This window comes from Yoonia litorea, assembly GCF_900114675.1.
Lineage (GTDB): Bacteria > Pseudomonadota > Alphaproteobacteria > Rhodobacterales > Rhodobacteraceae > Yoonia > Yoonia litorea.
In genome coordinates this window covers 101,783-124,669 of the sequence record NZ_FOZM01000002.1, presented here as the reverse complement: position 1 = coordinate 124,669, position 22,887 = coordinate 101,783, and the positions used below count along the sequence as shown (strand labels likewise).

22 protein-coding genes are annotated in these 22,887 nt (G+C 57.6%); 18 read left to right on the top strand and 4 right to left on the bottom strand.

Annotated features, from left to right (window positions below; all coding sequences use genetic code 11):
* Positions 1-68: 68 nt before the first annotated feature.
* Together BM316_RS10820 and BM316_RS10815 are read right to left on the bottom strand one after the other, a co-directional pair.
* Entirely contained in the window at positions 69-848 is a 780-nt protein-coding gene (locus BM316_RS10820) for a methyltransferase domain-containing protein (protein WP_165606583.1), read from the bottom strand.
* A gap of 161 nt (positions 849-1,009) precedes the next feature.
* Positions 1,010-2,293 (bottom strand): acetylornithine deacetylase/succinyl-diaminopimelate desuccinylase family protein, encoded by a 1,284-nt coding sequence (locus BM316_RS10815; protein ID WP_090208222.1) that lies wholly within the window; start codon positions 2,291-2,293, stop codon positions 1,010-1,012.
* Positions 2,294-2,452: 159 nt separating this feature from the next.
* Here BM316_RS10815 and BM316_RS10810 point away from each other — a divergent pair, with 159 nt between their 5' ends.
* From BM316_RS10810 to BM316_RS10765, 10 genes are all read left to right on the top strand, one after another.
* Positions 2,453-3,382 (top strand): glycosyltransferase family 2 protein, encoded by a 930-nt coding sequence (locus tag BM316_RS10810; protein WP_090208220.1) that lies wholly within the window; start codon positions 2,453-2,455, stop codon positions 3,380-3,382.
* 4 nt (positions 3,383-3,386) lie between these two features.
* Positions 3,387-3,830: a GtrA family protein gene (locus BM316_RS10805; protein ID WP_090208217.1), complete on the top strand. Its 444-nt coding sequence runs from the start codon at positions 3,387-3,389 to the stop codon at positions 3,828-3,830.
* Entirely contained in the window at positions 3,830-5,611 is a 1,782-nt protein-coding gene (locus BM316_RS10800; RefSeq protein ID WP_090208215.1) for a hypothetical protein, read from the top strand. Before BM316_RS10805 ends, BM316_RS10800 begins: the two co-directional genes overlap by 1 nt.
* A gap of 15 nt (positions 5,612-5,626) precedes the next feature.
* The gene (locus tag BM316_RS10795) at positions 5,627-7,636 is read left to right on the top strand and encodes a hydantoinase/oxoprolinase N-terminal domain-containing protein (protein ID WP_090208211.1); all 2,010 of its coding nucleotides are present in this window, start codon (positions 5,627-5,629) and stop codon (positions 7,634-7,636) included.
* Between the two features lie 102 nt (positions 7,637-7,738).
* On the top strand, positions 7,739-8,347 hold the full coding sequence (locus BM316_RS10790; RefSeq protein WP_090208209.1) for a CDP-alcohol phosphatidyltransferase family protein: 609 nt from the start codon (positions 7,739-7,741) through the stop codon (positions 8,345-8,347).
* 13 nt (positions 8,348-8,360) lie between these two features.
* Positions 8,361-9,560: an ABC transporter substrate-binding protein gene (locus BM316_RS10785; protein WP_090208207.1), complete on the top strand. Its 1,200-nt coding sequence runs from the start codon at positions 8,361-8,363 to the stop codon at positions 9,558-9,560.
* A 39-nt stretch (positions 9,561-9,599) separates the two neighbouring features.
* Positions 9,600-11,294 carry an ABC transporter permease gene (locus tag BM316_RS10780; RefSeq protein ID WP_090208204.1) on the top strand — a complete coding sequence of 565 codons (1,695 nt, stop codon included), beginning with the start codon at positions 9,600-9,602 and terminating at the stop codon, positions 11,292-11,294.
* Positions 11,287-11,925: an ATP-binding cassette domain-containing protein gene (locus BM316_RS10775; RefSeq protein WP_090208201.1), complete on the top strand. Its 639-nt coding sequence runs from the start codon at positions 11,287-11,289 to the stop codon at positions 11,923-11,925. Before BM316_RS10780 ends, BM316_RS10775 begins: the two co-directional genes overlap by 8 nt.
* 61 nt (positions 11,926-11,986) lie before the next feature.
* Positions 11,987-12,589: a Crp/Fnr family transcriptional regulator gene (locus BM316_RS10770; RefSeq protein ID WP_090208198.1), complete on the top strand. Its 603-nt coding sequence runs from the start codon at positions 11,987-11,989 to the stop codon at positions 12,587-12,589.
* 66 nt (positions 12,590-12,655) lie between these two features.
* Complete coding sequence (locus tag BM316_RS10765) at positions 12,656-12,847, top strand: YgaP family membrane protein (RefSeq protein ID WP_090208195.1); 192 nt, start codon at positions 12,656-12,658, stop codon at positions 12,845-12,847.
* A 16-nt stretch (positions 12,848-12,863) separates the two neighbouring features.
* Here BM316_RS10765 and crtC read toward each other — a convergent pair whose 3' ends face one another.
* The gene (crtC, locus tag BM316_RS10760) at positions 12,864-13,700 is read right to left on the bottom strand and encodes a carotenoid 1,2-hydratase (protein WP_511256493.1); all 837 of its coding nucleotides are present in this window, start codon (positions 13,698-13,700) and stop codon (positions 12,864-12,866) included.
* A 5-nt stretch (positions 13,701-13,705) separates the two neighbouring features.
* Positions 13,706-15,259, bottom strand: a complete 1,554-nt coding sequence (crtD, locus tag BM316_RS10755; protein WP_090208193.1) for a 1-hydroxycarotenoid 3,4-desaturase CrtD — start codon at positions 15,257-15,259, stop codon at positions 13,706-13,708.
* Positions 15,260-15,344: 85 nt separating this feature from the next.
* Here crtD and BM316_RS10750 point away from each other — a divergent pair, with 85 nt between their 5' ends.
* The 8 genes from BM316_RS10750 (at position 15,345) to pufQ (ending at position 22,832) form a co-directional block, all read left to right on the top strand.
* On the top strand, positions 15,345-16,226 hold the full coding sequence (locus BM316_RS10750) for a polyprenyl synthetase family protein (protein WP_090208190.1): 882 nt from the start codon (positions 15,345-15,347) through the stop codon (positions 16,224-16,226).
* Positions 16,226-17,374 (top strand): methyltransferase, encoded by a 1,149-nt coding sequence (locus BM316_RS10745; RefSeq protein WP_090208187.1) that lies wholly within the window; start codon positions 16,226-16,228, stop codon positions 17,372-17,374. Before BM316_RS10750 ends, BM316_RS10745 begins: the two co-directional genes overlap by 1 nt.
* 110 nt (positions 17,375-17,484) lie before the next feature.
* Positions 17,485-18,423 carry a chlorophyll synthesis pathway protein BchC gene (gene bchC, locus BM316_RS10740; RefSeq protein ID WP_242649876.1) on the top strand — a complete coding sequence of 313 codons (939 nt, stop codon included), beginning with the start codon at positions 17,485-17,487 and terminating at the stop codon, positions 18,421-18,423.
* A complete protein-coding gene (locus BM316_RS10735) occupies positions 18,420-19,424 on the top strand; it encodes a chlorophyllide a reductase iron protein subunit X (RefSeq protein ID WP_090208178.1) in 1,005 nt (334 codons plus the stop codon). Before bchC ends, BM316_RS10735 begins: the two co-directional genes overlap by 4 nt.
* On the top strand, positions 19,417-19,557 hold the full coding sequence (locus BM316_RS16720) for a hypothetical protein (RefSeq protein WP_165606582.1): 141 nt from the start codon (positions 19,417-19,419) through the stop codon (positions 19,555-19,557). Before BM316_RS10735 ends, BM316_RS16720 begins: the two co-directional genes overlap by 8 nt.
* On the top strand, positions 19,547-21,151 hold the full coding sequence (gene bchY / locus BM316_RS10730; protein WP_090208176.1) for a chlorophyllide a reductase subunit Y: 1,605 nt from the start codon (positions 19,547-19,549) through the stop codon (positions 21,149-21,151). The genes BM316_RS16720 and bchY overlap by 11 nt, the downstream gene beginning before the upstream one ends.
* Positions 21,151-22,611: a chlorophyllide a reductase subunit Z gene (gene bchZ, locus BM316_RS10725; protein ID WP_090208173.1), complete on the top strand. Its 1,461-nt coding sequence runs from the start codon at positions 21,151-21,153 to the stop codon at positions 22,609-22,611. The genes bchY and bchZ overlap by 1 nt, the downstream gene beginning before the upstream one ends.
* The gene (gene pufQ, locus BM316_RS10720) at positions 22,608-22,832 is read left to right on the top strand and encodes a cytochrome PufQ (RefSeq protein ID WP_090208171.1); all 225 of its coding nucleotides are present in this window, start codon (positions 22,608-22,610) and stop codon (positions 22,830-22,832) included. Before bchZ ends, pufQ begins: the two co-directional genes overlap by 4 nt.
* Positions 22,833-22,887 lie beyond the last annotated feature (55 nt).

Sequence of the window (22,887 nt, the reverse complement as noted above, 5' to 3'; positions counted from 1 at the left end):
AGGATAATTTCAGGACGGACCACTAACTCGCGCTGAATGTCACAGCGTCAGCTAACTGGCACACCTGATCATCCAGATTTTCTTGCCGACACAACAAACTGCGTAATCGAGAAAAAGAACCGACCCTCCTTTGCCAGACTGATCTGTTCGTCGAACCACGCATCTGCGACTTCAACCGCCACATGCTCATTCGTTATCGCGTATTGTCGCATCAGGTGCATCATCATGATCGCAATACCATCGGGTTTGAGAATATGGTCTGTCAGTGTGACAGGATTGACAGCATCAATGTGGTGACCGAGGCTCCTGATGATCCCCGGAAGGCGCGCAGGAAGATCGCCTGCAACAAAGTGCTGGTCCCATGATGCAATGAGCGTTGCCATTCGCTCTGGATTGTCGCTGAACCAAATGAAACTCCCAAAGTGCAAATCGCTGATGACCAGACGACCCTTCGGTTTAAGGCAGCGCATGGCGTCCGTAACTGCACTTTCGATATCCTCGATATACTCAAAGGTCTGAACCGAAACGGCCTTGTCAGCTACAGCATCCTCAACCGGCATTTCGTTCGCGAAGCCATCAAGAAATTTGACCCAAGGATAGTCTTTGCACCGTAAGACACCAACCGTGCGCATATCCTCACTGGGGTCGATGCCGATCACCGAACCACTTTGTCCAACTGCACGGGCCAATTCCGCAGTCAGCAATCCATTGCCACAGCCAATATCCAGAATTGTCTCTCCCGGACTTGGTTGGAGCACGTCAAAGGAGGCCTGTCTTCGTCGGGTAAGGTCCGCCCCTTGGTAGGCATTGTCCAGAAGACGAGTGACCTCTGCATCAAATTTGAGCACTTGTCCCTCCCTGGAGTTCGGCACAGGCTTTGGCTTCACCCTACCAGAAAAACGGACTTAGCGCTAATTTCTAAGCGTAGGTGTTCTGGAAGAGGGGCGCCCTTTGGGTACAGCACGGTAGCGATCAATAGGCCGCATACGCGCGTCCGAGACCTAAACTGTTATTCCGTCGAGCCAGTCAAAACCCGCCGCAACGCCCCCGCCATAACCTTGGCGCTGTCCAGCATATCGTCGACCCCGACGTATTCATCTGGCTTGTGGGCCAGCTCGAGTATCCCCGGCCCGTAGGCGATGCAGTTCTTCAGCTTCCCGATCCGGTCGATGTGTTTTTGGTCATAGGTTCCCGGTGAAGCCACGAATTCGGCGGGTTTGCCGAGAACACGTTCGATCTCGGCGGCGACTGTCTGGACCACCGGCGCCTCTCGGTCGGTCATACTGGGCAGGACCACGTTCACTTCGCGCAGGTCATAGTCGAAACGGTCGCGCTTGGCTTTGATATCGTCGAGAAGGGCGCGGACCTCGCCACGGACGTCATCGATGTTTTCTTCCGCCAGAAACCGTCGATCGATCATGATCCGGCAGCTATCTGGCACACAATGCGCGGGCAGGCCGGTGTAGTCGGCGTCCTGTTCCGGCTGACCGCCGTGGATGGAGTTGATATTCATCGTTGACGACCGCGCGCCTTCGGGCACCACGGGCATTTCTGTCGTCCTCGCGGCCATTGCGGGGTAGAGCTTTTCTTCAAATGCCTCAAGCACAGCCCCCATATGCCGCACCGCGCAGTCACCGAGGAACGGCATCGAGCCATGAGCGATTTCGCCGAAGGTCTCTATCTCAGCCCACCAGCCGCCTCGATGCCCCAAACACACGCGATCTTTGTTGAGCGGTTCAGGAATAATCACATGCTGCACGCGTGCCGGATCGAAGTAGCCTTGCTCGGCAAGGTAGGCCACGCCACCGTATCCGCCTGATTCCTCGTCAGCTGTCCCGCTGATTTCGATCGCGCCAGCAAATGCGGGATAGGTCGCGATGAAGGCTTCGGCGGCGATGATAGACGCCGCCAACCCGCCTTTCATGTCGCATGCGCCACGCCCGTAGATTTTTCCGTCAATCAACGCACCGCCAAAGGGGTCTTGGGTCCAGCCGTGACCAACCTCGACGACATCGGTATGGCTGTTGAAATGCACACAATCGCCCGACCGGGAGCCTTCTCGCCGCGCAACGATGTTCCAGCGGGGGTATCGGTCACTATCACCCGGCGTGCCGTGCGCGCGGATGAATTCGGTTTCAAAGGCTGACTTTCGTAGCCGATTGTCCAAGAATTCGCAGATCAGCCTGTAGTCCTGCCCCGGCGGGTTCAGTGTCGGGATGCGGATCAGATCCTGTGTGAGACCGATAAGGTCATCACGGCGTTGATCAATGGCACGGAGAAGAGCGTCGGTCATACCTTACTATCAAGCGGTTTGTTCCGCTCGGCAACGGTGCGTCACCGGAAATGCATCACCGTGCCACAAAACGACCCTAAAAGCGGCGCAACGGCTTGTTTGATTGCCGCGTGCGGTTCAAAGTTACGCAAAAATGAAAAACAGAGAGGCAGTTGGGGCATGGAGCAGCCAAAAGTTGCAGTATTGATCCCTTGCTACAACGAAGCAGTCGCAATCGGGCAAGTCGTTGCCGACTTCCGTGAAGCTTTGCCTGATGCGAAAATCTACGTCTACGATAACAATTCGACAGATGGCACGGCTGATGTGGCGCGCGATGCGGGGGCAATTGTCAGGGTCGAAACCCAGCAAGGCAAAGGCAACGTCGTCCGTCGGATGTTCGCAGATGTTGAGGCCGATATTTATGTAATGGTCGATGGTGACAACACCTATGAGGCCGCAGCCGCCCCGCGCCTCATTGAACGGCTCAAGTCCGAGACCCTCGATATGGTGAACGGGTGCCGTGTCACGGAAATCCGCGATGCCTACCGGCCGGGCCATCGGTTTGGAAACTGGATGCTGACCAGTCTCGTGGGCCGTATCTTCGGAAATCGCACCAAGGACATGCTGTCAGGTTATCGTGTCTTCTCGCGCCGCTTCGTCAAAAGCTTCCCGGCCTTGTCGCGCGGGTTCGAGATTGAAACCGAGCTGACAGTTCACGCGCTTGAATTGCGTATGCCTATTGCAGATGAAGAGACAGCATACTTAGATCGCCTGCCTGGATCGGACAGCAAGTTGAACACAATCCGCGACGGGATCAGAATCCTGACGATGATCCTGCTTCTGGTAAAGGAAGAGCGCCCATTGATGCTGTTTGGCGGGCTTTCGGTCTTGCTTGCCGTCATTTCCATCGCGCTGGGCTTGCCGGTGATTTTTGAATTTGCTGAGACTGGCCTCGTCCCGCGCTTTCCGACGGCCATTCTTGCGTCGGCTGTGATGGTCATCGCGGTGCTGTCGCTGATGTCGGCTCTCATCTTGGATACTGTCACAGTCGGGCGGCGCGAGATGAAGCGGATGGCATATCTCGCCTTACCAGCCGTCAAAGCGGAATAGAGGGATGGCTGACCGCCTGTTTCAACAGATTGCGAAGTTTGGCGTGGTCGGCGCACTGGGTTTCTGTGTCGATGGCGGACTGCTTTGGCTTTTTGTCGAGAATGGGATCGACCCCTATCTTGCGCGGGCAATCTCATTTCCCTGCGCTGTACTTGTCACCTGGTATTGTAATCGCGTCTGGACGTTTTCAGCGTCGCGCGCGGACAGTCATTTGCGACAACTTGGTAGCTACTTTGGCGTGCAAGTCGTCGGCGGGCTTACGAACTACGTCGTCTACGCATTCTGGATCGCGGTTTTTGGCACTGATCCGGCGAATGTCATGGTCGGTTTTGCTTTGGGTTCGGCATTGGGCGCCATCGTCAACTTTGTTGGCGCAAGACAATTTGCATTCAGGGCCTCTCAGCAGGACGACAAGCTCCCCACTCCAAAAGCAAAGTCGCCGCATTGATGATTCACGAAGCAAAAATCAGTGGTCGCGACAGCAAATCGGTGAAAGTGGTCTTTGCACTCGCAATGATTTTCTGCGCCATTTTCATCCTTGCAAGAGCTTATGCGATTGTCTGGTTCCTGGATGGTGATGTGCTCAAGCTCGACAATGACAGCGTGATGCGTCTCGTGACGGTGCGCAGTTGGCTGGAAGGGCAGCCTTGGTTCGATACAACCGAATACCGACTGATGCCGCCTGACGGCGTCAACATGCATTGGTCGCGGTACATCGACGGCATTCTGGGCGGCATGATGCTGTTGCTTGGAAATTTCCTGCCTGCCGCCGAGGCGGAGTTGTGGGCGGTTATCATCTGGCCCGTCTTCCTCTCACTTGTTCTATTGGCGGTGGTAGGCAGTGGTGCATACCGTCTTTTCGGTGGGGTTGCTGCCAGTTTTGCCGTTCTGACGGCAACGACATGGCCGGTCACGCAGCAGTTTTACTTCCTACCCGGGAAGATTGATCATCATAACGTGCAGATCGTGGCCATTGTCGCATTGACGCTGTTAGTCATTCAGCCGCGAAACCCGCAACGCTCGGCAGCATTATCGGGCCTGATCGCAGCCTTTGCGCTGGCGATAGGCTTGGAGACGCTGCTTTTCATTCTGGCATTGGGATTGCTGCTGTTTATTCGCGCAAACTTGGTTCGATTTCAGCAAGCTGATCGTATCCTGACGGGGTTCAGTGGTGGGCTCTTTTTCGGAAGTGTTTTGTTCTGGATTGGACAGACCGCACCGTCGGACCTGACACGACCAGTCTGCGATCAACTCGGCGCACCCGTTGTTTCGCTAACCCTGATTGCGTTTGTCGCAAGTGTCTTGCCAATTGCCATTGCAAAGGAGCGTATCGCCTTGCGGTGGGCGATTGGGCTCGGCACTGTTCTTGTTGGCTGCGCGATAGCATGGCCGCTACTGGGACCATGCCTGGCGGGGCCCTATGGCGCTTTGCCAGATGATGTGCGCCGGATTATCGCGACCGGAATTACGGAAGCGCGCCCGGGATTGTCCTTTGCAGCTTTCAACCCCGCACTCTATTTCCAGATCGTTGCACCGGTCGTTGGCGCCATTCTCATGGGCGGCATGCTCTTCGCAAGACGCTCCGCGCGTGTTGAGCGCGACAGTCTGGGTATCCTAATCCTTCTGGCGATTGTTGGGTTTGTTGCATCGTTTTCGCAGGTTAGACTGGTGTTGATGAGCGCGCCGGCCGTTCCATTGCTTGTCGGGTGCGGGATGGCGGCTCTTCTACAGCGCTATTTGCGCAATCGGTCGTTGCGTGACGCGGGTATCCTGCTGCTCGTCGGTGTGCTGGTCATAGCTCCAGTCTTGCTGCGCGACGCTCTGAACCAGACGGTCTTCGCCAACAGCCCAAGCACGGCTGGCCGCCTTGATACTGATTGTCGCGTGGCTGAGGATCTGGCTGCACTGGATGCGCTGGAGCCAAGCATCTTCATCGGGTCTCTCAATCTTGGTCCTGCAATCCTCTTTGCGACGAAGCACAAGACGGTGTCTGGTCCATATCACCGAAGCCCCGATGCATTTGCGAATGGATATACGCCGTTTCGCCTGAACGAAGCCGAAATGCGGGACTGGGTCATGCAGACCAATGCGACCCACCTTATCCTGTGTGAGACGTCGCAGTATGGTGAAGGGTTCGCGCAGCAGCTTGTCGAAGGGGCGAGCGCCGACTGGCTGATACCAATAAGACTGGACGCGGGCGCATTGTTGGTATTTGAAATTTCTTCATAAGTCTGAAGGTGAAGAATGGCCTATTTGCTCGGTGTTGATACAGGCGGAACCTATACCGACGCAGTCATTCTGGACGAGGCATCAGACAAAGTTGTCTCTTCGGCGAAAGCACTGACATCGCGGCCTGATCTTGCTGTTGGCGTAGCCGAGGCGATCGACAAGGCGCTTGGAGACGCTGCGGTTGATCCCTCAGATATCGCGATGGTTTCGCTTTCGACGACGCTCGCGACGAATGCGCTTGTCGAGGGGCTAGGCGGACGCGTGGCCTTGGTCGCGATCGGGTTTGATGATGGCGACCTGAACCGTGCAGGATTGGCTGATGCGATGCGGAGCGAGCCCGTGATCATGATTGAAGGGGGCCATAATCACGCAGGACAGGAACGTTGCCCGCTTGATCATGACGCGTTGCGCCATGCCGTGGCGGATCTTGATGACGGTATAACCGGGTTCGCAATTGCGTCTGCGTTCGCGACCCGGAATGCAGCGCATGAGGTGGCTGCTCGCGATATCATCCGTGCGGCGACGCAAAAACCCGTCAGTTGTTCGCATGACCTCAGCCAGGCGCTTGGCGGCCCAAAGCGTGCGTTGACCGCGGTTTTGAACGCGCGTCTGATTGGCATGATTGATCGTCTTATCGCGGCCTGCGAGGCGCATCTTGCAAAGGTCGGCATTTCGGCGCGGCTGATGGTGGTCAGGGGTGACGGCGCGCTTGTCTCGTCAAAGATCGCGCGTGAAAAGCCTATCGAAACTATTCTCAGCGGACCTGCTGCATCAATTGCCGGTGCAAGCTGGCTGACAGGAGAGACGGATGCCCTTGTCAGTGACATCGGCGGGACAACGACAGATATTTGTTTGCTGCGCGACGGAAGGCCCAAGATTGACCCGCAAGGCGCGAGGGTAGGGCCGTTCCGCACCATGGTCGAGGCCGTGGCGATGCGGACTTGGGGATTGGGCGGTGACAGCGAGGTTCATGTTCGGGATGGGCTGGATGGCGGGCTCTTTCTGGGGCCGCGCCGTCTGATGCCTTTGTCACTTGCGGCGGTTCACTTCCCTGAACTTGTCCACGCGACACTGGATCGCGCTTTGGCGCAGGATGTGCCTGCGTCTGACGGCGGGCTTTTTGTGATCCCGCTTTTTGATGCCATACCTGATAGCCTTGATGCCAAGGAAGCAGCAGTCGCCGCACGGCTCACCGATGGGCCCTTGCGTCTGGGACATGCGGTACAATCGCGGATGGAGAATCCCGCCTTGATGCGGTTGGTCAACCGTGGCCTTGCGATGCTTTCCGGTGTCACACCGTCTGATGCCTCTCATGTTTTGGATTTGAACAGCGCCTGGGATGCTGATGCAGCGCGAAAGGCCCTCACATTGTTTGCACGACGCAGAACCGGGAGCGGCACCCGGGTTGCGGATGGTGCAGAGGCCCTCGCGCGACGGGTTATCGATCAACTGACGGCCCAGACCGTTGATTGCCTTTTGCAAGCAGGCTTTGCCGAAGATGAACGTGACTGGCGCGACCCGGCTGGACTTGCCTCACATCCACTGACGCTTGCTGGCCTCGATGAAACCAAGGGTGTGGTCAATATCAAGCTCGCGCTGGGTGTGCCGGTGGTCGGGCTCGGAGCATCTGCCCCCACCTACTATGCTGCGGTTGGCAAAAGACTTGGCACACGCATGGTCCTGCCAGAACATGCGGGCGTGGCAAATGCTATCGGGGCCGTCGTTGGACAGGTGCGCATGCAAGCGACCGGAACGGTGACAAGTGCGGGCGAAGGTGTCTTTGCGGTGCATTTTCCCGATGGACCAAAGTCGTTTGCAGACCGCGATACGGCACTGAGAGCACTTGAAACCCATCTGCGGACACAGGCTGAAAACGCCGTCAGGACATCCGGCGTTGAGGAAGTCCGTTTCAGCGTCTCTCGCGACATCTCAGAAGTCGACGTCGAGAACCGGAAGATGTTCGTCGAAGCTCTTATCCGGGTTGAGGCAAGCGGGCGGCCAAGGATCACGGCACCGGACGCCTAGATTGTGTCAGATCAGGGCAGCACACTCACTTTCGCGTCAGGCGAATTGCGTCATCCCGCCGCATGCTGCACAAGGACTGCGAACAAATGTGACTGCGACCAGATGCTTGACCGCTACGCCCGCCAAATCATTAACCCGCCGCTGAACTGGACGGGGCGCAGGATCGCCGCTCTTGGCATGAGCGCAGATACGGTGACGTTGATTGGTCTGGGTCTGGGATTGCTGGCAGCGCTGATGATTGCGTTCGGTGCAGCAACGCTGGCGCTTGCCCCCTTGCTGGCAAGTCGCCTTGCCGATGGACTGGACGGCGCGGTGGCACGGGCCACCCAGAAAACTGATTTCGGTGGCTACCTCGATATTGCTGCCGATTTTCTTTTTTACGGCGCCATTCCCTTTGCTTTCGTTGTGGCCGACCCTGTCGCGAACGGGGTCGCGGGGGCATTTCTATTGGCGTCGTTTTACTTCAACGGCACGAGCTTTCTTGGCTACGCGATCCTTGCCGAAAAGAACGGCCATAAAACCGACGCGCAGGGCCAAAAGTCGCTCTACTATTCCAATGGGATCTTGGAAGGTACGGAAACGATCGTCTTCTTTGTTATCCTCTGCATCGTGCCCACCTATTTTGCACCCCTGGCCTGGATATTTGGCGCATTGTGCTTTGCGACCGCGCTTTTGCGGATCTACGCCGCCAAACAGAACTACCCGACCTAAAAGGACAAGAAACATGAAACATCTCGCCGTTCTGGCCGCCTTGCTGACGCCACTTCCTGCGATCGCCAACCCGGACCCCAGTGACTGGACTGCGGTAACCGAGGAAGCTGAGGGCCAGACCGTTTTCTGGAATGCCTGGGGTGGGTCAACCACAACCAACGATTTTATTGCTTGGGTCGGAGAGCGTGTGGCTGAAGACTACGGTGTGACGCTTGAACACGTAAAGCTGACGGATACTGCCGATGCTGTCACGCGTGTGCTTGCTGAAAAGCAAGCGGGCGAAGATGACGACGGTGCCATCGATATGATCTGGATTAACGGTGCAAACTTCGCGGCGATGAAAGAGGCTGATTTGCTCTTCGGACCATTTGCAGAGCAACTGCCAAACTGGGCGTTTGTCGATGTCGAAGGCAAGACCGTGCAGACGGACTTCACGGTCCCTGTCGAAGGGTATGAGGCACCGTGGGCCATGGCGCAGGTGGTCTTTATCCATGACACCGCTGATCTGGCCGAACCTCTGGGGTCGATGAATGCGATACTTGAATGGTCGCAGGCAAATCCTGGCCGGTTCACCTATCCGCAGCCACCTGACTTTCTTGGCACGACCTTCCTCAAACAGGCGCTGGTTGATCTGCTGGATGACCCATCCGTTCTGGCCGATCCCGCAACTGACGAAAACTATGCCGAGGTGACGGCACCGCTCTGGGCCTTTCTTGAGGATCTGACGCCGACCTTGTGGCGTGAGGGACGTGCATATCCGGCCAGCGGGCCTGCACAGCTGCAGCTCATTGCAGATGGTGAGGTTGATCTTGCGATTTCGTTCAGCCCGGGTGAGGCCACAGCCGCTATTGCAAACAACCAGTTGCCGCCCAGCGTCCGGACGTTTGTCTTGGACAAAGGCACGATCGGGAATGCGTCCTTTGTGGCGATCCCATACAATTCCGGCAGTAAGGAAGCGGCCATGGTTGTGGCGAATTTCCTAATGTCACCAGAGGCGCAGGTGCGCGCTCAGAATCCCGAAATACTCGGGTACGGAACGGTTCTCGATATGCAGGCTTTGAGTGACGACGATCGTGCTGCCTTTGAAAACCTCGAACTGGGTATTGCGACACTGTCGCCCGCAGAGCTAGGGACTGTTCAGGATGAACCACACCCAAGCTGGATGACCCGTATTGCGGACGACTGGGCAGACCGTTACGGCGTCGCGCAGTAATGGATGCGGCGCGGTCTTTGGGCCGCGCCATCGAAACGAATGAGACGCCGCCGCTTCCTGCCACTGCTGCCAGCGCTTACGCTTCTGGCAATGCTCGGGCCTGTTGCGGCAGGTCTTTGGTGGACGCTTCTGCCAGCCTTTGGGCATCTTCCCGCCGCCGGCTTGACCGGTCCATCCATTGATCCTTTCAATGCGTTGTTTGATTGGCAGGGCCTGCCGCGCGCCGCGTTTCTATCATTGAGCACCGGCCTCATCGCGACGGCGGTTTCGTTGTTGATCGTTACGCTGGTCACGGCAGGATGGTCAGGCACCAAACCATTTCGGGTGCTGGAGCGGCTTTTGTCGCCACTGTTGTCGGTTCCCCATGCTGCTGCCGCGTTTGGCCTGGCATTCTTGATTGCACCATCAGGCTGGCTGTCGCGGATGGTCTCCCCGGGCTTGACTGGATGGGAGCGCCCCCCTGATCTGTTGATCGTGCAGGACACCTGGGGTCTGACGATGGCGGCGGGGCTGGTCGCTAAAGAAGTCCCGTTTCTTTTGCTGATCACGCTTGCGGCTTTGGGCCAGACCGATGCACGGCAAAGCGTCAATGTCGCTCAAGCCTTGGGTTATGGGCGGTTGACAGGGTGGCTCAAGACCGTTTTCCCGCGCGTATATGCGCAAATACGGCCACCGGTTTATGTGGTTTTGGCCTATTCGATGTCCGTCGTGGATGTGGCGGTCATTCTCGGCCCTAACACCCCACCGCCGCTGTCAGTGCAGATTGTCAAATGGATGTCCGATCCTGACCTCGCGATGCGTTTGGTAGCGGCAGCGGGTGCATTACTGCAGCTTGGCCTCGTCATCGGGGCGCTCGTGCTCTGGCGTGCAGGCGAAAGTCTTGTCGCGTTTCTCGGAGAGCGCTGGATTTGCGCAGGACGGCGGGGACGATGGGATGGCGTTGTCGCCGGCACGGCTTTGTTCGGCGGTGCGGCAGCGGCTCTGGCTGTGCTGCTTGGCCTTCTTGTCTTGGCGATCTGGTCATTCGCTGGGTTTTGGGGTTATCCAGATGCGCTCCCCAATGGGTTTACCATGCGCAACTGGATGCGTCATGGCGACGGTGCGCTTGAAGCACTTGGAGAGACAGCTTTCATTGCCCTAGTGGCGGCCACCGCCGCAGTACTTTTGACGATTGGGTGTCTTGAAGCAGAATATCGCTACGGCCTGCGGCTTCGCGCGCGGACTGTTTGGTTGCTTTATCTTCCACTTCTGGTGCCTCAGATAGCGTTTCTGCCGGGTCTGCAAACCCTGCTTCTCGGCGTGGGGGCGGAAATTGGGCGCATCCCGGTCATCGTTGCGCATCTGGTTTTTGTCCTTCCTTACGTTTTCCTGTCGCTGGCCGACCCCTACCGGGCGTGGGATGGGCGTATGGGAACGATCGCTTCGGCCCTAGGTGCGGGCCCTGAGAGAGTTCTTTGGCACGTTAGGTTGCCGATGCTCTTGCGACCGATCCTGACGGCGTTTGCCGTGGGGCTGGCTGTCTCGGTCGGTCAGTATCTGCCGACTCTCTTGATTGGTGGGGGACGTGTGGCGACACTCACGACGGAAGCTGTCGCATTGGCATCAGGCGGGGACCGACAGGCGATCGGGGTTTATGCCTTGATGCAGACTGGCGCTGCGCTGATACCGTTCGCATTGGCGCTTCTTGTTCCGGCGCTTGTGTGGCGCAACAGAAGAGGGCTGCGGTATGGATAGCGGGCTGACGTTGCGCAATGTGACGATTTCAAAAGGGGATCAGTGCCTTTTGCAGGTAGATCACCATATTTCTGCGGGTCACGTCCTGACAGTGATGGGGCCGTCGGGCGTTGGGAAGTCGACGCTGTTGTCATTCATCACCGGAACGCTTGCCCCCGATTTTCGGGCGCAAGGACGGGTTCTTCTTGACGGAGAAGATATCACGGATCTGCCCTCGCACACCCGTGGCGTTGGAATCCTGTTTCAGGATGATCTTTTGTTTCCGCATCTTTCAGTTGGCGCCAACCTCGCATTTGGTTTGGCACAAGGCGGCGGCCGGCAAGAGCGCCTTGCCAAGGTTGCCGAGGCGCTGAAAGAAATTGGTCTTGAAGGGTTTGCCGACCGTGATCCTGCGACGCTTTCGGGCGGGCAAAAAGCACGCGTCGCCCTGATGCGAATGCTTCTTTCAGAACCCCGAGCCCTTCTGTTGGATGAACCGTTCTCTCGGCTTGATATGGCCCTGCGAGCGCAGATCAGGACTATGGTTTTTGATCGTGCGCGCGCAAGATCACTTCCCGTCTTGATGGTCACGCACGACGAAGAGGATGCACGTGCGGCTGGTGGCAGTGTAATCACCTTAGGTGCTGAGTAGCTGCTGGTTGCGCGATCACGCCTTCGGAGAATAAAACTAGATCAGCGATAGATGAGTAGCCATGAACGCACCTGCATCCACACCGCTGAAGTGTCCTGCTGGTACAGTCTTGTTTCAGCCCGGGCAGGAATGTCCCGGCTTTGTCAGGCTCACGAAAGGGAAAATTCGTGTCCTTCTGACATCGGCCTCGGGCCGCGAAGTAGTGCTTTACCGTGTTGAGCCAGGGGGGCTCTGTCTTCAGACGTTCTCCTGTCTTGTAGAAGGCAAGACGTATTCGGCGACAGGGATTGCGGAAACCGATTTGGAAGGTGAAATTATCAGCCATAGCAATTTCCGTAAAAAACTGGAGACCGATCCGTCGTTTCTGTCTTCGGTTCTGGGTGCTGTGGCCACAAGATTTTTCGACTATGAACGCCTCGTCGAGGATGTGGCATTGACGAGTTTCGATGCACGGTTGGCCCGCGCATTGATACGACTGGCAGACGCCGATGATAAAGTGCCGGCAACACATGAGCAGCTTGCCTCGGAAACAGCCTCGGGCCGCGCCTTTGTAAGCCGTCGACTTGCCGAATTTGCGCTGCGCGGTCTGGTGGAGCGTCACCGGGGTTTCATTGCGCTGATCGACAAGCGCGGTTTGGAACGCATTGCCGCAGATGATGTGTGACAGTGTCACCGACGCGTGTCGTCAAGCGGCGTATACTGGAGGCATATCTGAAGAAGGAGAATCCCGATGACACGCAATGAAGGAACAATTGACCGCGCACTGCGGGTCGTGCTTGGCCTCGTGCTACTTTCGCTGGTCTTTGTCGGACCGCAAACACCATGGGGCTGGGTTGGCCTTGTGCCACTTCTGACTGGTCTGGTCGGAACCTGCCCGCTTTATAGTATTCTTGGCGTGAACACCTGCTCGGTCGCGAAGTAATCCTTGTGCTGGCCGGTCAGTTTTGCTGTTCCGGCCAGCCCCTGCGACGGGGTACTCTCACGGCAAGCATTGGCTTGATCAGCGGTGAGGCAAACCGGTTCAAATCAAGCGCCTCATGCACCCCTGTCACAACCTCGCCGTTGATCTGCGTACGTACCGCCGAGCGTGAGTAAAACGGTGCATCCAGCATATTCAGTACCTGTTTTGGCATGACACCGCTGTCCGCGCGCGTTTCGCGCATGACTTGCCACAAAGATCGTTTGAACCGCCTTCTGGGCGGGGCGTCCGTAACCGTCGCTCGGCCATCCGCGTCAAATGCGATGGCCGTGTCTAACGTGCTGCCATCCCGCCTGACCGCATCATAGATACAGATCGCCCCATCCTTCGTGGGATAGCGGCCCCATGTCCAAAAGCTGAAATCCTGCTCCAAAGCGCGCGTTCCAAAGTTCGCGTCGAAGTAGCCGTGACCTGACCATTGCCACCCATTGGCCTCTAGCTCGACCTTGATAACCGATGAAGGGGCAAACGGTCGCCATACATGCGTGCCGTCTTGTGTCAGCGGCAATTCGACCGATGTAAGTGCGTGTGGCGTCACGGTTATGCGGCCTTTCACGCGGCTTATGATTGGCGGGCTGCTGATCTCATCGATATCAATGATGAGGTCCTTGCCGGTCCAGTGCATGGACGACGGGCCAACCTGAAACGTGTCCGGTGTGGTATGCAGCGCCTCGCGGCCTCGGTCGGTCATGGTGAACCGCCCGCCTCGACCGTATGTGGCCACATTGATGCAGCAGTGATTGGCTGGGTCTTTGCGGCCAGACCATGCATACCAAGGCGAAAAGACTGATCCGATGAACCCTATGACCGAGACGGCTTGCGTGCCGTCATCGCTGATCCCGTCGACATACCACCACGCGTAACCGTTTGGTGGGACGTCAAGGTGGAAGCATGGTCGCTCATCATCGCCGCGACCGCGTGCTCTGCGGAGAGGGTTGCCATCGGCACCCCCGCCCCCGGATGCGTGCCGCCCCCGCATAGATACAGACCCGGTATCGCTGTCCGTGCTGTCGGTCGTTTGAAAGCTGCCATGAGGCCGTGCGGGCTCCGCCCGTAGAGGGAACCTTGGCTCGCCGGAAACAGTGCGTCGAACTCCTTTGGTGTGGTCAGCGCCTCTGGCCCTGGTGTCGGTGTGAAATGGAGCCCGAAGTCGCGAAACCGGCTGAATATCTGAGTCTGACATGGTGGTTTCTCCTGTTTCGGTTCGTTGAGGACCGGCGGGGCATTCATGATGATTTCAAAGCGCTGCATCGCGTCAGGGGCAACGCGCTGATGGTCTTGGGCGCAGAGGTAGAGCGTGGCATCTGGGGGCATTTCCCCATCTGATAAAGCGCCAAATTCGACTTTCGGGTCACGGGCGAAGAATACGGTATGGTGCGCCAGCTCAGGGCCATGTGGGACGGCAGCAAAAGCGTGGACGTAGGCTGAAAGGCTGCGTGGTGCGACGTGGGCCTTTTGAACCGCTGACGTGACGCCCTCACCAAGTAGACCTGTCGCGAGGGCTCGCGGGTCACCATTGAAAAGGACCATATCGCCTGCGAAGTGACCCTTGTGGGTCTGCACGCCAGAGACCTTTCCGTTTTGTTGTGTGATCCTTGTTGCGGTTGTTTCAAAGTGAAACTGGACGCCGCGTTTCTCGGCAAGCTTTGAGATCGCCTGAGCAAGCGCATGCATGCCACCTTCAACTACCCAGACACCTTTGGCCTCTGCCTGCCAGATCAGGGAAAGGATGGCTGGGGATGCATAGGGTGATCCGCCAACGTAGGTGGCGTAACGCCCAAAGAGCTGGGCAAGCCTGTGATCCGAGAAGCTTGATTTCAACAGGCCAGCCAATGTCCGGTGCGGCGCCATATCGGCAATCAGGCGTGGTTGGCGCAGGACAGCTTTGGTCAAAGCCGCCCGGCTTGGTGATGCAGTCCGCATCATTGGCGCATCAAAGCTGTCGAAAAGCCGGCGTGCTCTGGCTGTGAATTTTTCAAACTCCATTGCGGATGATTTGCCGAATGCCGCCCTGATGTTCGCAACATTCTGCAATTCGTCTGTTACCAGATCGAGAGTTGCCCCGTCATCCCAATAATGTCTTGCCAGCGTATCGAGCGCACGCACCGTGATATGATCATGCAGGTCCTCGCCTGCATCCCAGAAGAGAGCTTCAAAGACAGGAAGCATGGTCAGGACAGTTGGTCCGGCATCAACCGGCCCGGCCACTGAAGGAACGGTGCGCATCTTTCCACCGGGCGAGGCGTGGGCCTCGAGGACGGTGACCTCACATCCTTGCTGCGCCAGCCGTAGTGCTGCAGCCAACCCTCCGATTCCGGCGCCGACAACGACGGTCCGTGGCTGATCCTTTGTCATCCCTATCCCGATTCATTGTTTGTTTTAATTTACATTGACATATGTAAACCAAAATAGACACACTAGATTGCAAAGGAGAGCTCATATGCGAATCTCGGATCGAATTGACGCCGCGATGCAGAGCGCCATTGCGCATGGTCAGGGTGGGGCATCACCTGCGAAGCTGGCTTCGGCGCTTGAATACGCTGTTACTCCCGGTGGGGCGCGCATCAGGCCGACAATCCTTACGTCCGTGGCGATGGCGTGCGGGGATGATCGGCCAGCTTTGACCGATGCGGCCGCTGTTGCGCTTGAGGTGATCCATTGTGCGAGTCTCGTCCACGACGATTTGCCCTGTTTCGATAATGCCGATGTGCGGCGTGGAAAGCCTGCGCTGCACCGTGCCTACAGCGAACCGCTTGCGGTTCTGACTGGCGATAGCCTCATTATTATGGGGTTCCAGATTCTCGCGCGCGCCTCATCAAGTGCGCCTGATCGCGCGCTGGCGCTGATCGATATTCTGGGCACCCGCACGGGCATGCCTTTCGGCATCTGCGCCGGGCAGGGCTGGGAAAGCGAAGACAAGATCGACCTTTCCGCATACCATCAGGCAAAGACCGGAGCCTTGTTCATTGCGGCCACGCAGATGGGTGCAGTTGCGGCTGGACAAGAGGCGGAGCCTTGGTCCGAGCTTGGCGCAAGGATCGGAGAGGCGTTCCAGGTCGCTGATGATCTGCGCGACGCGCTGTGTGATGAGGCGACCTTGGGCAAGCCTGCCGGACAGGATGACCTGCATGGTCGACCGAATGCGGTTGCGGTTTATGGTGTGCAGGGCGCGATCCAGCGGTTTGATGACATTCTGGGCGGGGCAATTGCTTCGATCCCGGCCTGTCCCGGCGAGGCGGCTCTTGCGCAGATGGTCCGGGCTTATGCTGACAAGCTGGTCCCTGCCGGTGCACGGGGTAGATCGCCTGTTCCGGGTGAGTGATGAAGGATATAGCGGCCGCCACCCCAACTGAACCGCCTCCTGCTGGTGCGCGGCGCCCGTCGCGAAAGTGGGCCCGCCTGATGGCATCGAGAGGGTTTCAGCGCTGGGCTGCACGTTTCCCTTTCACCAGAAAGATCGTCCGCGCGGAAGGCGAGGCGATGTTCGATCTGGTTGCCGGTTTCTGTCACAGTCAGATCCTTCAGGCGTTTGTCCGTCTTGAACTGCCGCAAAAGCTGCTCCGCGAAGAGATGAGCCTGCCCGCGCTTGCACAGGAAACGCGCATTCCGCCTGACCGTCTCAAAGTGCTGCTCTCAGGAGCGATCGCTCTTGGCTTGCTGAAGCTTCGTCGGACGGGATATTATGCGCTTTCGCGTCGCGGTGCCGCTTTGGCTGGTGTGCCGGGTTTGAGCGGTATGATCGACCACCACGATATCCTTTACCTCGACCTTGCTGACCCGGTTGCCTTTTTCAGAGGCGAAACAGAAACCGAACTTGCCGATTTCTGGCCTTACGTCTTCGGGGCGGGTGGTGCGAGCAATCCAGAAACTGCCGCACGCTATTCGCGTTTGATGGCTGACAGTCAGGTTCTCGTCGCCGAAGACACGCTTGCAATGGTCGATTTCAGCCACGCTAGTCATGTCATGGATGTGGGAGGCGGCACCGGCGCCTTCCTGACGGCGCTGGGTCAGGCACATCGTTCCGTTGCGCTGACCCTGTTTGACTTGCCCGCCGTTGCCGGAGCAGCAGAACAAAGGTTTCGCGCAGCTAGTCTGGCAAAGACGGTGGATATTGTGCCCGGTTCATTTCGAGATGACGCGCTGCCGCAAGGGGCGGATCATATTACCTTGGTCCGCGTGCTTTACGACCACACGGACGATACCGTCGCCAATCTTCTAAAGTCCGTTTTCGCCGCACTCCCTGCTGGCGGTCGCATTATCATTTCTGAGCCCATGACCGGAGGCGAAGAACCTCAAAAGGCGGGGGATGCATATTTTGCGCTCTATTGCATGGCGATGCGCACAGGGCGCGCGCGCTCCTCAGCAGAGATTGGCGCGCTTTTGACGGATGCGGGCTTCGGCGAGATCAGTCAGCCACGTGCGCCACGCCCTTACGTCACCTCAGTTATCGTGGGTGTAAAGCCAGATTGACACATATGGTGTCTAAATGATTTGACAGCATGGGGTGTAAGGCTACACTGTGGCAGGACAGAGTGTCGCACCCTGAGTCTGGGGAAACGCGCGGCACGACGGAGAAGACCTTGAAAACGAACGCAGTAATTCTTTCGGCGCCCGGCAAGCTTTCGCTTGAAGAGATCGGAATCGTTCCGCCAGAAGCGGATGATATCGTTGTGGAAATTCGTCATTCCGGCATCTCTACTGGCACAGAAAAACTATTTTGGACCGGAGAAATGCCGCCGTTTCCCGGAATGGGTTACCCGCTGATCCCCGGCTATGAGGCCGCTGGCGAGGTTGTGGAAGCGGGGTCTGATAGCGGCTTTCGGGTCGGCGAACATGTTTTTGTGCCGGGGGCAAATTGCTACGAAGGCGCACATGGGCTTTTCGGGGCTGCTGCCCGAACCATTGTGACCAAGGCGCATCGGGTCACCCGTATTGATCGCGCTTTGGGCGCCGCGGGTGCCTTGCTGGCGCTTGCCGCAACTGCGCGTCATGCCATGGCGGGACCAAACAAGGCCGTGCCGGATCTGATCGTCGGTCACGGCGTGTTGGGGCGATTGCTTGCCAGGCTGACCATCGCTTCCGGCGCACCAGCCCCAACTGTGTGGGAGGTCGACCCCGCACGCATGACAGGCGCTGACGGCTATAGCGTCATCACCCCCGAAAGTGATCAGCGACGAGATTACACATCAGTCTATGATGCGTCAGGACGTGGCGACCTTCTGAATGATTGGATCGGCCGTATCGCCAAAGGTGGTGAGATTGTGCTCGCGGGGTTTTATACAGCGCCACTGCAATTCGCCTTCCCGCCCGCATTTATGAAAGAGGCGCGGTTCCGGATCAGTTCGGAATGGGCAGCCGACGATATGTCTGCAACCAAGGCGCTGGTCGAAAGCGGCGCTTTGGAGCTGGCCGACCTCATTACCCACCAACAAAGCGCTGAAGCCGCGGATAAAGCCTATCAAACGGCGTTCACCGATCCGGCCTGCCTGAAAATGATATTGAACTGGGGAACTGCATGAAGGACGAAGTGCCAAACCTGAAGGATTTTGACAAACGTCTGCGCGACGAGGCGGCGACTGAGCCGACACTCGAAGTTCCGCAAGGCGAGCCAACTTCCAAAACCCAGATCATTGCCATCTACGGCAAGGGCGGCATTGGCAAATCGTTCACGCTGGCAAATCTCAGTCATATGATGGCGGAAATGGGCAAGCGGGTCTTGCTGATCGGCTGTGACCCAAAGTCAGACACGACGAGCCTGCTTTTCGGCGGCAAAGCATGCCCCACGATTATTGAAACTTCAGCCAAGAAGAAAATTGCTGGCGAAGAGGTCCAGATCGGTGACGTCTGCTTCAAACGTGGCGGCGTGTTCGCCATGGAGCTCGGCGGACCTGAGGTTGGCCGCGGCTGTGGTGGTCGTGGAATCATCCACGGATTTGAGTTGCTTGAAAAACTGGGGTTCCACGACTGGGACTTCGATTATGTCCTTCTCGACTTTCTAGGTGATGTGGTCTGCGGCGGCTTTGGTTTGCCCATTGCGCGCGATATGGCGCAAAAGGTCATTCTCGTCGGATCCAATGATCTTCAGTCACTCTATGTGGCAAACAACGTTTGCTCAGCAGTGGAATATTTCCGGAAGCTTGGCGGGAATGTCGGCGTCGCCGGACTTGTCATCAACAAGGACGACGGCACTGGTGAGGCTCAGGCTTTTGCCAAGGCGGTTGATATACCGGTCCTGGCGGCGATCCCACAAGATGACGACCTGCGCAAGAAATCGGCCAATTACCAAATCGTCGGGACGAAAGCTGGACCTTGGGGGGATTTATTCGAGGGTCTTGCTGTAGCGGTCGCTGATGCACCCCCAGTCCGCCCTGCGCCTTTGGATCAAGACGGCTTGCTCGGACTTTTTGACAGCAAAGACACCGGCGGTGACTATCAGCTGGTCCCGGCCACGGACTTGGATATGCGCGGCAAAAACGCCAAGCCGAAAGAAAGCCTAGAGGTGATCTACGACGATGCCTGAGGTGAATATCCAAATCCCTGACGACGTCCGCGCGATGTTGGCAAGAGCAACAGCCGAGCAGTTGGATCGGCTGCTGTGGGATATTCTGTGTGGTGACGAAGAAATCGCGGGGGATGCCAGATATGACGCATGATCCGCAAACTAAAGGTTATGAAGTCGGCTACGATGCCGCTGGCGAAGTTGAGATCATCGAGGGTGCCCCGCTTCCGAGAGACGAAACCGCTCTCACCGAAAGCGATCAGCAAACAGCTTTATCAGGTGGATGCACGGCAAGTGCGGGCAGCATGGAAGCCGCTGCGCGCGCCGCAGGCAAGGCCGAAATTCTGGATCAATACGCCAAAGACTATCCGCAAGGTCCGCATGACCAGCCGCAAAGCATGTGCCCAGCGTTCGGCTCACTGCGCGTGGGGCTACGGATGAAGCGTGTGGCGACGGTGCTGTCAGGCTCGGCTTGCTGTGTCTATGGCCTGACATTCGTGTCGCACTTCTATGGCGCGCGTAGGTCTGTTGGCTATGTGCCCTTCAACTCTGAAACCCTCGTCACGGGCAAGCTCTTTGAAGATATCCGCGAAAGCGTCCACGAAATGGCAGATCCTGATCGCTATGATGCGATTGTCGTGACAAACCTCTGTGTTCCCACGGCATCGGGCGTTCCGCTGCGCCTTCTCCCCAGTGAGATCAATGGCGTCAGAATTGTCGGGATCGATGTTCCGGGTTTCGGGATTCCGACCCATGCGGAAGCCAAGGATGTCTTGGCTGGCGCCATGCTGAATTATGCGCGTCAAGAGGTGGCTGCCGGGCCTGTGCAGGCACCGGTTGGTGGAAAGTCCGACCGCCCGACAGTTGCGCTGCTGGGTGAGATGTTTCCAGCTGATCCGATGATGATCGGTGCCATGCTCGCCCCATTGGGCTTGGCCGCTGGACCCACAGTTCCGACCCGCGAGTGGCGGGAACTTTATGCCGCGCTTGACTGCGGTGCGGCCGCTGCGATCCATCCCTTCTACACCTCCGCCATTCGAGAATTCGAGGCCGCCGGTCGTGCAATCGTCGGATCTGCCCCTGTTGGGTATAACGGCACTGCAGCATGGCTGATGAACATCGGCGAAGCGTTCAACATCCCAAAGGCGCAAGTGGCTGCCGCTCAGAACGCCTTCTTGCCCGCGATTTCAGAGGCTCTCAAAGGTGCGCAGATCAAGGGGACCATTACCCTTTCTGGCTATGAAGGTTCAGAATTGCTGGTCGCGCGTTTGCTGGTCGAAAGCGGCGCTGATGTGCCTTACGTGGGCACCGCCTGTCCGAAGACAAAATGGTCCGCCGACGATGCGGCATGGCTTGAATCGCGCGGCGTGAAGGTCGTCTATCGTGCCTCACTTGAGGAGGATTGCTCTGCCGTCGATGCAATCAAGCCTGATCTGGCGATTGGCACGACACCGGTCGTCCAGCACGCCAAGGAACGCGGTATCCCTGCGCTCTATTTCACCAACCTGATCTCTGCCCGTCCGCTGATGGGGCCTGCTGGTGCGGGTTCGCTCGCTCAGGTCGTCAATGCAGCGATCAAGGGCAAAGAGAAAATGGATACGATGCGCGCCTTCTTTGAGGGTGTCGGCCGTGAGGACACCGCAGGTGTCTGGGAAGGTTCACCGAATCTGCGCCCTGATTTCCGCGCCCAGCATCAGAAAAAACTCGACAAACTGGCGCGAGCCGCCAAAGCGCAGGAGATGATCTGATGCTTATCACTGATCATGATCGCGCTGGCGGCTACTGGGGGGCAGTCTATGCCTTCTGCGCTGTAAAAGGTCTTCAGGTCGTGATCGACGGCCCTGTGGGGTGTGAAAACCTGCCCGTGACTTCGGTCCTTCACTACACCGACGGTCTGCCACCCCATGAGTTGCCCATTGTGGTCACCGGACTGTCAGAGACCGAGATGGGCGAGGGCACAGAAGATGCCATGAAGCGGGCGTGGGACACGCTTGATCCTGCACTGCCCGCCGTTGTTGTGACAGGTTCGATTGCCGAGATGATTGGTGGCGGTGTCACGCCGCAAGGCACTAACATCCAGCGGTTTCTGCCACGCACCATTGATGAAGATCAGTGGGAATGTGCTGACCGCGCGATGACGTGGATTTTCACCGAATTCGGGATGACCAAGGGCCGGATGCCACCGGAAAAGAAGCGCGAAGAAGGTGCCAAGCCACGCGTAAACATTCTGGGTCCGATGTATGGCGCTTTCAACATGCCATCTGATCTGGCTGAGATCCGTCGCCTCGTCGAAGGCATCGGCGCTGAAATCAACATGGTCATGCCGCTTGGCGCGCACTTGGCCGAAATGCGCAACCTTGTGAACGCTGACGTGAACGTGACGATGTATCGCGAGTTCGGACGCGGCCTTTGCGAAGTCTTGGGCAAGCCCTACCTGCAGGCACCTTTCGGGATCGATTCTACCACCAAATTCTTGCGCACGCTGGGTGAGTTGCTGGGCCTTGATCCTGAGCCGTTTATTGAACGTGAAAAACACTCGACCATTAAACCTGTCTGGGACCTCTGGCGGTCGGTGACGCAGGATTTCTTTGCCACGGCGGAATTCGGTATCGTCGCGAACGAGACCTATGCCCGTGGCGTCCGTCATTTCCTCGAGAATGATCTTGGATTTCCCTGCGCTTTTGCCGTGGCGCGCTGTCGTGGCAAGAAGACCAACAACGAAGAGGTCCGCAGCCTGATCCATACCAAGCGACCTTTGGTCGTTATGGGGTCGATCAACGAGAAAATGTATATGGCCGAGATGAAATCCGGCCATGGCCCGTCGCCAGTGTTTATCCCCGCAAGCTTCCCCGGCGCTGCAATACGCCGTGCGACGGGCACCCCTTTCATGGGCTATGCGGGCGCAACTTATCTTTTGCAGGAAGTCTGCAACGGGCTTTTTGATGCACTGTTCCACATTCTGCCTTTGGGCAGCGAGATGGACAGCGGCGAAGCGACTTTGACACCGCTGCGCCGCGATTTTCCTTGGGATGCTGACGCGCAGGCAAAGCTGGATGAGATCGTTGCGACACATCCGATCCTGACACGTATTTCCGCCGCCAAAAGCTTGCGCGACGCAGCTGAGCGGGCGGCGCTCGACGCCGGCAACGACCGGGTTGTCCTTGCGACCGTCGAAACACTCGAACGTACCAACGGAGGACGATCATGACTGACTTCACAACCGATGCGCCCATTGCACGGGTCCGGACCGCACCTCCGAAGCGGGAATATTACGCGTACTTTACGTTGATTTTTCTGGCCACACTGCCGCTTTGCTTTCTGACTTGGGCCCTTTCTGCGGCTCGTCGGATGGAGCTTCCGGCAAAGGGGCCGATGGCGAAGGCCTGGACACAGGCGCGCATTATCACACCGCAGATCTTCAACGCATGAAGGCTGTGGCATCAGTTTTGCCCTGCAAAGGGCAGAAGAGGTTCATCGCTCCCCC